This is a genomic window from Nocardia paucivorans NBRC 100373, from assembly GCF_000308675.1.
Taxonomy (GTDB): domain Bacteria; phylum Actinomycetota; class Actinomycetes; order Mycobacteriales; family Mycobacteriaceae; genus Nocardia; species Nocardia paucivorans.
The window spans coordinates 131,602-144,245 of the sequence record NZ_BAGE01000128.1 but is presented as its reverse complement, the minus strand read 5'-3'; the positions used below and the strand labels follow the sequence as shown (position 1 = coordinate 144,245).

The following is a 12,644-nucleotide window of genomic DNA, read 5'->3' as shown; positions in this document are numbered from 1 at the left end:
TGAAATCGTGGGCGGCGAGCACCGCATTCTGTCCCAGACCATCAATACTCGCCATGGCCCGGTCGAACATCCCACCGAGTTCGGGATCGGTGCGCAAATGATCGAAGAACGTCTCCCCCCGGGCGGTATCGACGGTCGGGGTGCCGGTCCGCACGGCGTCCACCAGACGGGTCCAGTGATCACGGTGCGTCGCCGATCCGTAGAACAGCACCGCGTCCCGCAACGACACCGACGCATCCGCCCGCAATGCCTGCGCCATCGGCGTGAGAACGTAACGACCGTCCCGCCGACGCGCGAAAATACCGTGACCGATCAACAAGCGCAGCAGACGACGAAGCGCATCCTCATCCGCCCCGACGGCACGGGCGAGTTCGGTCCCGTCCCGCGGCCCATCGGCGAGCGCTCCCGCGATATCCAGCACAGCGGCCGCGTGGATCGCCTGGGTCAGCCAGCCCGCGGCGACCGTCTCCATCAACGCCAGATGGCCCGGCACCAGCCGCCGATGGACTCCGGCCAGCGTGTCGCGTAAACATTCCACCGCGCGCACAACGACCCGCGTCGGCACATGCCTTCGATCGGAGAGCATTGCGGCTCCATATCTTGGACACAAGGGATCTTGGACACAAGGGGGCCTGACGAGCCTACGATGGCCCGCGGACGGACCCGCAGAAATCTCCGGCCATGTCGCGTGTCGGGAAGGCGGCGGAGCCATTTGCCCTGGTTTCGACTCGCCCTCGAAACACCTCGCCGGGGGCGAAATCGTCCCGGCGCGTGAGGGGCTAAAATATTACGGGCCAGCGATGCGCTGATCAGCGCGGTACGCACCGAACCGGATAGATAACCAGCAAGTCCCTGCCCACCGTTCAGGTGCTGGTCTGTTACGGCCCAGCCGTTGTCGCCTGTCGCTCCCTTGCAGGTGATGCCGTCGCCAGAAGCGAAACAAGCCTATACACTTCATATTCCTGTGATTGTTGCTAGACTGGCGCGGGCACCACAGTGTCCGACTGTCAACCAACCGAACAAGTTTCCGGATATCTCCATAGTCACGGACCGACGACCACTTCGACGGAAGACGTGCACTCATCTGTTTCTTGACAGTTCGAGGGAGTTCACCATGGCGCGCCGCCTGCATGCTCCGACGGTCGACGAATCCGAGCAATTCGACTGCGCTACAACAGATGGGCGCGTCTCAGACACCCCATCATTGCTACCAAAGGGTAGGTAACGGTCCGACTGCGACTACGACACAGCGTGAGTACAATATTCCGCGGTGCCCAAACCTATTACGATCGAACACCTTTGGCGCACCACGAAGGGGTGCGGCCGGGAGTCGGGCAACCGCACCACCAGGGCCACATGCGAAGAAGTTCGATCGCGATCCCGACCGGAGGGAGAGCTTTGTCCATATCCCACCGAAAGCGCACCTTCTTTCGCTTTCGGGCTGTAAGGCTGCTCCCTCCACACACCCATGGAGACCGTGAGGCTCTCGGATGACGGCGGGTGAGAGACCGCGCCTTACAGCTGGGAACACCGCAGACCGCGATACTTCCGACAATTTCGACGACACGGTCGCGGCGTGGCACCATCACAGCGCACAACCACGCTCGGTGCAACCGATTCTGGAGATCCCAAGGCGTCGAGACATCATCTCTTCGCCGGACGGCCGGATACCCGATCGACGGTCGGCTCTCTACAATATCGGCTGGCCTGCAGCGTTATTCGTCGTGTTCCCCCCTCGCCATTATTTTCTCTCAGTTAGGAGTTCCCAGGGTGCAGCAGATGCCGCCCACCACCACCAATCCGAACACACCGGCTGTGTTCATCGAGGATGTCGGCCCCCGGATCCCCATCTACACCGACGAGTTCGCCGCCGACCCCCATCGATTCTACCGTGAGATGCGAGACCGATACGGCTCCCTGGTGCCGGTCGAGATTGCGCCGGGCATCAACGCAACACTGGTGATCGGCTACCACGCGGCTGTACGGATTCTCGGCGATCCCGACCGTTTCTCGGCCGATCCCCGCCCCTGGCAACAGACTGTGCCCAACGATCTTCCGATTATGCCGATGATCGAATGGCGACCTAATGCGTTGCGTAACAACGGACCTGAGCATGCTCGCTATCGCACCGCCACCAATGATTCCCTTAACAAGGTGGATCTCATTCAGCTGCGGAAGACGATCGAGCGAATCGCCATCCAGATCATCAACGGATTCATCGAGGATGGGGAAGCAGATCTGCTGAACCAGTATGCGATGCCCTTGGCCTTCACCGTGCTCAACGAGATCATCGGGTGTCCGGCGCATATCGGAGAGCGGGTCGCCGCAGCATCCGCCGCCTTGTTCGAAGGCGTGGGCACCGCGAAGGTCAACCAGATGTTCGACGAGGCCTTTCTGGAGCTTACCAAGCTCAAACGCGCCGAACCCGGTGACGATGTCGCGACCCGGCTGGTTCAACACCCGGCCAAACTGTCCGATTGGGAGATGGGTCATCAGTTGGTGACCTGCTACTCGGCTGGCTCCGAAATCCCGCAGAACCTTATCGCCAACACACTGCTGTTGATGATGTCCGATCAACGCTACATGAGCAACGAGAACGGGCGGCACCTGCCGACCACCGCCGCGCTGGACGAAGTGCTGGCCACCGACCCGCCGTTGGCGAATTACTGCATCACCTATCCGCGTCAGCCCGTCGTAGTCGACAATGTCTGGCTGCCCGCCGACCAGCCGGTCATCACGAGCATGGCAGCCTGCACAAACAGCCCGGAGATCAGTACCGGCGAGTATTCCGGCGGCGGCTGGAATCTCGCCTGGGGAACCGGCCCGCACACCTGCCCGGAAGGGGCTCAGCGAGCCGCATACCTGATCGCCCAGGACGCCATCGACCAGCTGTTCGACGCTTTGCCGGAGGTCAAACTCGCGATTCCTGCCGACCAATTGAAATGGCGGCCGGGGCCATTCCATCGCGCCTTGGCGGCGCTACCGGTCGTATTCCCCGCGGGACCACCTTTGCCGGTCATCGAGTAATCCACAAGCGCGTGACAACGAAGTCACGACGCAGCCAACGAAGAAGAAACAACACCTGGGCATCGGGCGAACGGCTGGTGCCCAGGCACAGGTAGTGAGTGAGCGCAATGACAATTTCACATGCTTCCGGAGTCGAACCTTCGTATCGACCCGAACCCACCGCCGCCACCCCGCAAGCGTTGCGGGAGGCGATCTTCGGGGACCACGTGGCATTGCATACCCGAGTACGCGATATCGTTACCGAGCTGGGTGATATACCGGAGCCCGGGATATCACATAGCGTGGAAAGCGGACGCGCACCGGGATTATTGCGTGCGGCGATCAAATCGCTGGGACTACCGGCCCGCGAGATAGCCGCCGATCCCCAACTGCGTGGTGCACTCTGTGACTGGTCGCAAGTCGCCGCACCTCGCCTGTTACTGGTACTGACCGGGCACTTCGACCTCTGCATCGGCGCAATTCGAGCCCACGGCGACGGCTCGGCCTACCAGCAGGAGTGTCTTGCCGATCTGGATACCGGTGCCGCCTTAGGCGTTCTGATGTTGACCGAACTGGCGGGAACCAATGGAAACGATCACCAAACCACCGCGACATGGGATCCGAACGGCAAGGACGGAAAGGCTGGATTCTGGTTGAACACCCCCGCAGCGGGGGCGGTCAAGTTCATGCCGAATGTTGCTGATCCATCCACTCCGAAGATCACGGTGGTCACCGCACGACTGATCGTCGAAGGACGCGACGAAGGAATTCTGCTCTTCCTCCTCCGACTGCGAACACCACAGGGTTTGGCCGAGGGGGTTGAAGTGGTGCGCCTTCCCGACAAGACATCCGCCCCCATGGACCATGCCATGATCCGGTTCAATCGGGTCTGGTTGCCGCGCGAAGCGCTGCTCGGTGGCAACTGGGCACGCATGACCGAAGACGGGCGCTTCGAATGCGATCTACCGCCAAGTCGCCGATTCCACCAGGCGATCGGTGTCCTCGGAGACGGCCGTTTGGACTTGGCCAATGCGGCGATCTCTAGCGCCCGTGCGGCACTCGCCGCATTGGCGAACTACATACCCCAGCGTCGGTCCGGCTCCGGAACATCGATGGCCGATCGAGACGCCGTGCACCAAGACCTCGCACCGGCGGTGGCTGCGGTGTATGCCACCAGTATCCTGGGCAGACGTATCCGGGACATGCTCGCCCAATCCGCGATGGGGGCCGAGCGGCCGGTGTGGGCAATGCTCGCCAAACCGCTGTTGTCCTACACCGCTCACAACGTACTGACGATATGTCGGTGGCGGGCGGCGAGCCAAGGAATTCTGCGTAACAACTACATTGTCGATTGGATCGGCAACCTGGAAGCGATCATCACCGCCGAAGGCGAGAACCAGATCCTGCAGATCACCGCCGGGAAGGTCGGTGTGGATCTCACGGCGTTGCGCCTGCCCAGAACCCCTCAAGAACTTCCCTGGTACATCGATCTACTCGTGCGTCGAGAACGCATTATCGCCGACGGCCTGAACGCCGGCGATCACACGGTTGCCGGTGCCGTGCAGGGACCGGACTCGGCCATTATCGAACTGACCACCACAACGGCGGAAAGACTCGCCACGACAGCGCTTTTCATCGCTGCTCTCGAGACCAACGATCAGTTCACACGGGAAGTACTTCTGTCCGCAGCGCAAGCGTATGCCCTCGACCGCATCAAACAACATGGTCTGTGGTACGTGGCGCACCAACTCATCACACCCGAGCGTGCCGGTACGTTAAGTGAACTATTGAGTCACCATCAATCAGTACTCGCGAAACATCTACTCCTCCTGGTCGACGCATTCCAGATCCCGCCTCTGCCCGCGCCGCTCTTCTCACCTGACTACATCCCCGCTTGGATTTCATATGCCAACTGGGGCGACCTTCGAGAGGCCGCTTCCCAGTAACCGTTCACCGGCCAGCGGCCGAGTGTCCCAACCCGACCCTCGGCCGCTTCGATGATCCGACCAATCCACCCGTCGATGATGCTCGAACACGGCCAACGGACCGAAATAGCTTGATTTGCTTGGGAATTAAACTCACTCGTTGCAGTAGGTGAAACCGCCCGATAGGCAGGTGACCAAGTTTTTATTCGACCCCCTCTCGATTTCGAGATATCCGGCCCATACTGCCGTCGGCGATGTTTTCCGGCGCCACTGTCCTATCAACGCATCATCAACAGTCTCGGCACCAGATGCACGGTCTCTCAACAGCTCTGCAACACCGTGCCAGTTCTGCTTCTGCAAGCCCGTGAGATCCTCGCATCGAACACCGCATCGGCCCGCGGGTGGAGTGCGGTTTCTCCCGACCACCTCGGTCCGACCTTCTCCTTCGACGTGACCCGGCACAGAAGACAGATCACCCTGGACGGGATTCCGGCCACGAGGGCGGCCAGTCCGAGGCTCAAGCGCATCCGGGTTACCTTGGCTGGGTATTCCCGTCGCGGACCGACGCTACTGCGCTTCCGGTGGGCCGGTGCAGCGGAAGTGACGATGACGCCGGAACATATTCTGCGGCGGTTTTCGGTGTTCCCACGGTCGCGCTGTGGCTCGAGGGGCGTTTCCGCGGTGACCCCGCACCGTCGAACTGTTGAGATCGCGGTCCGACAACTGGGGACGGCGCCCCCATATCGACGGCCGCCCCCGGTTTCGCCCCGGCGGCGGCGTGCTCATGTGAACAGACCGTGGACGAAACGCAGTGAGTCGGGTAGCGAAGCATTCACCGCCCCGCTGTGATCGGTGGGATAGACCCGTACCGTCACCGGCTGTCGGTTCGCCGTCAGCACCGCGGCGAACCGCAATGTTTCCGGTGTCACCACATCGGTATCGAATAGGCCTTGTCCGAGGAAGAGCGGCCGGTCGTAACCGGACTCGGGAAGGCCCGTATAGCGGGTGAGCAGCTCGTGCAGACCCGGGATCTGCGCCAGTGGTCGGGCGAAGAGATCACCGATCGCCACGTCCCGCGCCGTCACCTCGTCAGCGAGCGACAGCAGACACTCGGTGCGGGCTCGCTCCAGCCAGTACCGTCCCACATCGGTGAGGAAGGACTCGAGGTTCAGCTCGGGATAGGTGGTGCGCAGGCCGTTGAGGAAGTACAGGGTGTACGCGGTGGTGTGGGGTCCCAACTGCACCGGCGGCACGCCCGGTCCCAGCAGGACGAAGATGTCCTCGAGGTAGGCGGGGACACCGGTGCCCACCGCACCGCGATAGTCCAGTTCCGGGCCGCCGAATTCGGTGGCGTAGCGGGCGGTGGTGACCGCCGCACCGCCGCCCTGGGACTGTCCGACCACCACCCACTTGTTCGACAATTCCGAATAGTGTCGGGTCGCTGCCCGTACCGCGTCGACGACATTGTGTGCCTCCACGACTCCGTTGAGATACGGATGCTCGCCGGGGGTACCCAGACCCGCGTAGTCGGCGGCGACGATCGCGTATCCCTGGTTCAGCCAGGTTCCCAGATACGTCCAGTCCCGTTGGACCGCGCTGGGGCCGCCCACACTGTAGGCGCAGGAGTCACCGAGTCCGACGGTGCCGTGCGCCCAGGCGATGATGGGCCAACCGCCGGGCGGGGGCGTACCGGGAGGAAGGTACACGGCGGCACTGGCAACGGTCGGTTCCTCACGGACCGTGGTGGTCGTGTACAGCATCCGTTCGGCTCTCGCCGATCCCGGTAGGACGGCCGGTTCCGCGAGCGGTCCTACGGATTCGACGACGCCGGTCGCCGGGTCCGCCACCGCGACACCGGTGCACAGGTTCAAGCTCGCCGCCACGGTGAGCAGGGCGGCGGTCACGGCCATGCTCTGTTTCCACATCGTGCGCCTTTCGCCGGGTCGGGGGCACCGAGTTGCTCCGATGCCGCGAGCAACAGTCTCGCGGTTGGTCGATCGGCCGACATCACGACAGGCCGAGTGGGGACGAGATGGCCGTATCCGTCGGAGCGAAAAGGTTCGGTGGCGACGACGACTTGCGGCTATGGGCCCATCTGTTCGCACAGGGCTCTGGCCTGGTCCACGGTGGTGTGAGCGGCCTCTACACTGCGGCGGCCGAGTCCACAGGCGGCCGCGATGTCCACCGGCCGCGACGGGGTTATCGATCAGTTCGAGCAACCTGCGGTGTTCCTCTATATCCCGGCCCTCGTGCAGAAACCCGGCAACGAACGTGACCTCGTCCGGCGGTCGTCGGACCGACGAACAGCACATCCGCAGCCGCGGAATGCATGGGGTGACCATCGCACAGGTCCCCCTTTCTGCGCCGACAGTCCGTATGATTCCCGGTCGAGACCGCATCCGATTCACACCCTGGTGATTCGCGACCCCGGAGTCCTGTGCCCTCGGACCGGTTGACCCCCGCTTCCCGAACGCGTCCTTCGGATCTGCGGCCGGCGCGCCGGTAACCGCTCTATTCGCTCACCGGGCGCACTCCCGCGCGGCGGCGAGCAGCGATTCCACGGCGTGGTCGACGGTTTGCGCCAATACTTCGGTGGGTTCTCCACCGAAGACCCGCTGCCAGGCGCGGACCGAATCCTCGGTGGCGATCGCGAACCACACCGTTCCCGGATCCGCGCCGTCCTGTCCGTCGGGTCCCCCGGCACCGGTGACCCCGATCGCGAGGGTGGCCGCGAAGAGCTCCCGCACATGTGCCGCCATGGCACGTGCGGCCGGTTCCGAGACCACCGGCCCGGGGGGCACGTCGAGCACGCGGTGTTTGACCTCTCGGCTGTAGGCGACGAGGGCTCCGCGGAACCATTCCCCCGATCCGGAGGTGGCGCCCAGGGTGGTCGCGATCTGTCCCGAGGTCAACGATTCGGCAACCGCGATCCGAAGTCCGCTTCGGCTTGCGATCTCACCCAGCTCCGCGGCGTGGTCCATACCCCTCCTCCTTCGACCTGTGCGGGCCCTGTCCTCAGGTTGCGACCACGGATGTGGACCTGGCAAGTGCCGAGCATACGGCCGCGGATGGGTGTACGCGGCCCGACGGGAGCACCCGGGTGATCCGCGACGATCTGCCCGGCTCCAACGGCATCACCGTGTATCGAGGCCGACCGTTCGTCGACGAATGCCGCGTCGGCGGGCGGCTCGTGGAACTGCCGATGCCCAACGCCATGGAGGTCGGGCCGACGGGCTGTTCTACTACCGGTCATGGGGACCAACGACATCTGGCGGATAGACCCGATGGCGGTGAACCCGAATGGGTGGTGGGTGATCTGGGCGTGCCCGACTCCGTCGAGTTCGACTCCGCGGGCTTCATCACCTCCACCAAGGTGCAGACCGGTGAGGTATTGCGCACGGACCCACGCGACGGCGATCGGCAGGTGCCGGCGCGGTTGGCTCCCGGCCTGGACAACTGCACCTTCGTCGGTGACCGGCTGTTCGTATCGAGTTTCACCGGGGAGATCATCGAGATACTTCCCGGCGGCGACACCCGGGCCGTTCCGGAAGGCGACCCGATGTGGCCGCTGGACCTGACCGTCGAGCACGACGGCACGGTCCACCTCGCCGACGGGGCATACTTCTACGCCCTGCGCGACGGTCGGTCACAGACCCTCGCCTTGCTTTTCAGCGCCGGTACCCCGGCGATATACGCGGCATCGACTGCGTCGGCCCGGAGAATTCCTCTGCACCACCTCCACCGGGCAGATCTCCTACGATCGCCCTGGGTCCGACGCGGAAACCGAGGTCGTGGCCGAAGGGTTCGATCAACTCCACGATGTGGCGGCGCCCGAGGACCGGACGATCGTGACCGCAGAGCTCGGCGCCGGTCGGGTGCTGTCCGGCCGGATCGAGGTCGTGGCCTCCGGGCTCGACGCTCCGATGGACGTGGCATTCGGTCCGGCCGGAACCGTCCCGGTTTCCGGGTCCGGTGCCGGGCGGATCGTCTCGTTCGACGGCAGCGAAGTGGACACCGTGGTGGCCGGACTGGAGGCTCCGCAGGGAATCCTGGTGCGTGAGGCTCCCCGTTCTCCGGACTCGCGGGCCCGTTCGCGGGGATCGCCGCCGGTCCGGACGACACCGTCTACCTCTCCGCCGATGCCGAGGGCAGTGTCATGGCCCTCGAACCACCGACCCGTAGGGGGCTTTCGGCGGCACGACGAAGGGGCATGGGCCTCAGCTACCCGGCCGCGGGACATCGCCGCGCCAGGATCCGGTCTCGTGCGGCCGGGATTCGATGAACTTCTTGAAACGCGCGAGATCGCCTTTCACCCGGTGGTCCAGCATGCCCGTCTTGTCGGCGATGTTCTCGAGGAAACCCTCCGGATCGATATCCATCTGAGTGGTAACCCGGGTGGTCGTGTCGTCGAGGCGGTGAAATGTCACCACCCCCGCATGCTCCGGGCCGCTGTCGGAACGCCACGCCACCCGTTCGTCGGGATGCTGCTCGGTGATCGTGGCGTCGAACTCCCGCTCCGTCGGGCCGATCTTGACCGTCCAGTGCGTATGGGTGTCATCGACCTGCTTGACACGCTCGACACCTTCCATGAACTGCGGGAACGACTCGAACTGGGTCCACTGGTTGTAGGCGGTGTGAATCGGCACCTTGACATCGGTCGAAGCGGTGACAGTACTCATGAACAACCTCGTTCGTTCTCGGTCCGCCGGACCCGCCCGCCGTCGGTTTCGACGGACGGACCCGGACGGACGGCCGGCTTCGGTACATCGGGCGGCTACCCGGGACGCGCCGGCACAAACAGGCCGCAACCACACGGATGTCCCGCCTGCCCCGGCGACAACCGACGCACATCCGCGACCCGGCTGCCCACCCTGACGCGCGGGGGCCGAAGACGCACGAAACCCGCTGTTCCGACATACAGTCGAAGCGGTGCGCATCGATCGGAAGATACTCGTCCTGTCGGCCGCTCTCGGGTTGGTTCTGGCCGGCTGCTCCTCCGAGTCGTCCGAACCCGAGACCATCGCCGACCGTTTCGTCGCCGCGCTCAACAGCGACGATGTCAGTGCCGCGGCGGCGCTCACCGACCATCCCGCTCGGGCGAGCGAGACCATCGGCACGCTCGACGAAGGCCTGGGTACCGAGCGGACCTTCACGGTCACCGATGTCGAGAACGACACCTTCACCCTCGACGCGACCTGGAAGCTGGGCCCCGAGGGCCGGGCGGAATGGAAATACACCACCACCGGCACCACCGTGGAAACCGACGGGGGTCGGAAGATCCATTGGAACCCGACCACCCTCGCGCCCGGTCTCGATATCGGTCCGCTGTCCTACGCGTCGGTGTACCCGGAACCCGCGCGTGTCCTCGACGCGGCGGGCGGGGAATTGATGACCGAACAAGTGGTGACCCTGGTCCAACTCGCCCCGGGAGCCGATACCGCTACTACGGCCGGATTGCTCGCACCGATGGCACCGGACATCACCACCGCCACACTCGATGCCGAGTTGGCCGCGGCCCAGGGCACGCCGGTGACGGCGATCGCCCTACGTGAATCCGATATCGCACCGATTCGCTCGGCTCTCACCACCACTCGCGGCGTCACGCTCGTCCCGCAGAAGCGGCTACTGACCACCGACAAGGCGATGTCCGGTCCGATTCTGTCCGGCCTGGGCGAATTGTGGCAGCGGCAGGCCGACGAGGCGGCGGGCTGGGCGGTGCGCGCCCGAAGCGCCGAGGGTACCCGGCGCATCGCCGGTCAGGAGCCGCGACCGACCGACGATATCCGATCCACCATCGATATCGACCTGCAGCGTGCGGCGGAGGCGGCGCTCGACCCGGTGGAACGGCCCGCGGCGATCGTGGCCGTGCGACCCTCCACCGGCGAGATCGTCGCCATGGCCCAGAATCCGGCCGCCGACGCCGAGGGCCCGATCGCGCTTACGGGGTTGTATCCCCCCGGTTCCACCTTCAAAACCGTCACCACCGCCGCGGCGCTGGACGCGGGACTCGCCACCCCCGATACCGTGCTGCCCTGCCCCGGTGTGGCCGATATCGAGGGCCGCCGCATCCCCAATGACGACAATTTCGATCTGGGGCAGGTGCCGTTGCACACGGCATTCGCCCGCTCCTGCAACACCACCATGGCCGAACTCGCCGTCCGACTGCCGGCGCAGGCGCTGACCGCCACCGCCGAACGCCTCGGTCTCGGCGTCGACTACGTGACACCGGGCCTGACCACGGTCACCGGTAGCGTGCCCGTCGCGCAGAACGCGGCGCAACGGGTGGAGGCCGGTATCGGGCAGGGCCGGGTGACCGCGTCCCCGTTCGGTATGGCACTGGTCGCCGCGTCGATCGCGCACGGCTCCACCCCGGCGCCGGTGCTGGTGTCCGGCTCGCCGGGCACACCCGATACCACCCCGCGGCCGCTGCCCGCCGCGGTGACCGACCGGCTGAAAACCATGATGCGCGAAACCATCACGGCGGGAACGGCCACGCAACTGGCCGATATCCCCGGTCTGCTCGGCAAGACCGGAACCGCCGAGTACGGCGACAACAGCACCGCGCATGGCTGGTTCGTGGGAATCCGGGACGATCTGGCGTTCGCGGTCTTCGTCGCCGACGCGGGTAGTTCGGGGCCCGCCGTGGCGGCCGCGGGCCGGATGCTGCGAGCAAACCGATAGCCTCGGCCCTACCGGGTCGTTCCCACCGTCGGGGTCCGGAGGTGATCACCGGTGGGGGTGATATCCGGGCCGCCGGATGCGTCGGGAGAAACGCCCCAGGCCTCGGGGATCGCCGCCGACAATGCGCCCAGCACATCGGCGGTTTGGTCCGCCGGACCACCGCGGGTGTGCGCGGCCACTGTGAAGCCGGGGCCGAAGGACGCCGAGGCAACCTCCGGTGGTGCCATATCGGACCAGCCCCATTTGGTGCCCTGGACACCGGGAAGTTGGGCGGTACCCCAATCCTGTCGAGTGCCGTCGGCGGCGGTCGGCGCCGCAGTGGCCATCCAACCGAGAATGGGGGATGCAGGGTCGGTGGTTTGTTTGGCGGTGAGGAAATCGGCGATATCGGCGGTGCTGGTGACGGAGGTGCCCCACCCGCCACTGCCGGGACGTGTCTGCTCCAGACCGTACTCGGCGGCGATCGCGGCGATGGCCTGCGGGTACTTGGTCTCGATGGCATCCGCGGCGGCATCGTCGGAGTAGCGGATCATCCGTTCGGCGTTGGCGCGGTCCTCGGCGGAACCGTCACCGTGACGGAGGGCGTAGTCGGCCAGGTAGAGCTTGGATATCGATAGCGCGCTACGTGGTTCGTTCTCGTTGCCCGTACCCCACGCGATCCCGATCGGAGTGCGCAGGGACAGGGCGGTGCGCGGGGGTACGTCGTCCAGCGGTGCTACCGGGATGCCCTGTTCGAGGCTCGGCTGCGCAGTGGCCGGCGCGGGTATCGCGGTGGAGCAGATGACGGCCAGCAAAAGAGCGGATGCCGCGGTTCGGTAGCTCATGGTTTGTTCTCCTCGGTTTTCGGATCGATTCCTGCTGCCTCGCCCGGAATCGCGGTCGCGGACCGCGCGTTCCCCTCCCCTCAGCGGTCAAACGGGATGAGCGGGCGTTCAACGGATCCGATACCGAGACGCTCGTATGTAACGCATCTCATAACTTTTTCCACTATTCGCTATTCATCCTATGATTCCTCGGTGACCCTGGCGCATG

At 64.9% G+C, this 12,644-nt stretch carries 9 protein-coding genes; 4 read left to right on the top strand and 5 right to left on the bottom strand.

The genetic code is table 11. From position 1 onward, the window contains the following. A partial coding sequence (locus tag ON32_RS26745; protein ID WP_444543717.1) for a methyltransferase family protein occupies positions 1-586 on the bottom strand: 586 nt, incomplete at its 3' end. A 1,334-nt stretch (positions 587-1,920) separates the two neighbouring features. On the opposite strand from ON32_RS26745, the gene ON32_RS26740 reads away from it, so the two are divergent. The 3 genes from ON32_RS26740 to ON32_RS30955 all read left to right on the top strand — a co-directional run bounded on the left by ON32_RS26740 (position 1,921) and on the right by ON32_RS30955 (position 5,780). Next, the gene (locus ON32_RS26740) at positions 1,921-3,027 is read left to right on the top strand and encodes a cytochrome P450 family protein (RefSeq protein ID WP_306307670.1); all 1,107 of its coding nucleotides are present in this window, start codon (positions 1,921-1,923) and stop codon (positions 3,025-3,027) included. A 308-nt stretch (positions 3,028-3,335) separates the two neighbouring features. Next, on the top strand, positions 3,336-4,952 hold the full coding sequence (locus ON32_RS26735) for an acyl-CoA dehydrogenase family protein (protein ID WP_217998127.1): 1,617 nt from the start codon (positions 3,336-3,338) through the stop codon (positions 4,950-4,952). Positions 4,953-5,270: 318 nt separating this feature from the next. Then, positions 5,271-5,780, top strand: a complete 510-nt coding sequence (locus tag ON32_RS30955; RefSeq protein ID WP_157224395.1) for a lipase family protein — start codon at positions 5,271-5,273, stop codon at positions 5,778-5,780. Here the strand turns inward: ON32_RS30955 and ON32_RS26730 are convergent. The 3 genes from ON32_RS26730 to ON32_RS26710 form a co-directional block, all read right to left on the bottom strand. Then, positions 5,714-6,856, bottom strand: coding sequence for a lipase family protein (locus ON32_RS26730; RefSeq protein WP_083874818.1), 1,143 nt, complete (start codon positions 6,854-6,856; stop codon positions 5,714-5,716). The genes ON32_RS30955 and ON32_RS26730 overlap by 67 nt on opposite strands. Before the next feature lie 594 nt (positions 6,857-7,450). Next, on the bottom strand, positions 7,451-7,912 hold the full coding sequence (locus tag ON32_RS26720; RefSeq protein ID WP_040793767.1) for a CinA family protein: 462 nt from the start codon (positions 7,910-7,912) through the stop codon (positions 7,451-7,453). Between the two features lie 1,236 nt (positions 7,913-9,148). Further along, the gene (locus ON32_RS26710) at positions 9,149-9,610 is read right to left on the bottom strand and encodes an SRPBCC family protein (protein ID WP_040793766.1); all 462 of its coding nucleotides are present in this window, start codon (positions 9,608-9,610) and stop codon (positions 9,149-9,151) included. A gap of 250 nt (positions 9,611-9,860) precedes the next feature. Here ON32_RS26710 and ON32_RS26705 point away from each other — a divergent pair, with 250 nt between their 5' ends. Next, on the top strand, positions 9,861-11,612 hold the full coding sequence (locus tag ON32_RS26705; RefSeq protein WP_051133728.1) for a penicillin-binding transpeptidase domain-containing protein: 1,752 nt from the start codon (positions 9,861-9,863) through the stop codon (positions 11,610-11,612). An 8-nt stretch (positions 11,613-11,620) separates the two neighbouring features. Here the strand turns inward: ON32_RS26705 and ON32_RS26700 are convergent, their stop codons facing one another. After that, positions 11,621-12,436, bottom strand: a complete 816-nt coding sequence (locus ON32_RS26700; RefSeq protein ID WP_174361671.1) for a serine hydrolase — start codon at positions 12,434-12,436, stop codon at positions 11,621-11,623. Between the last annotated feature and the right edge of the window lie 208 nt (positions 12,437-12,644).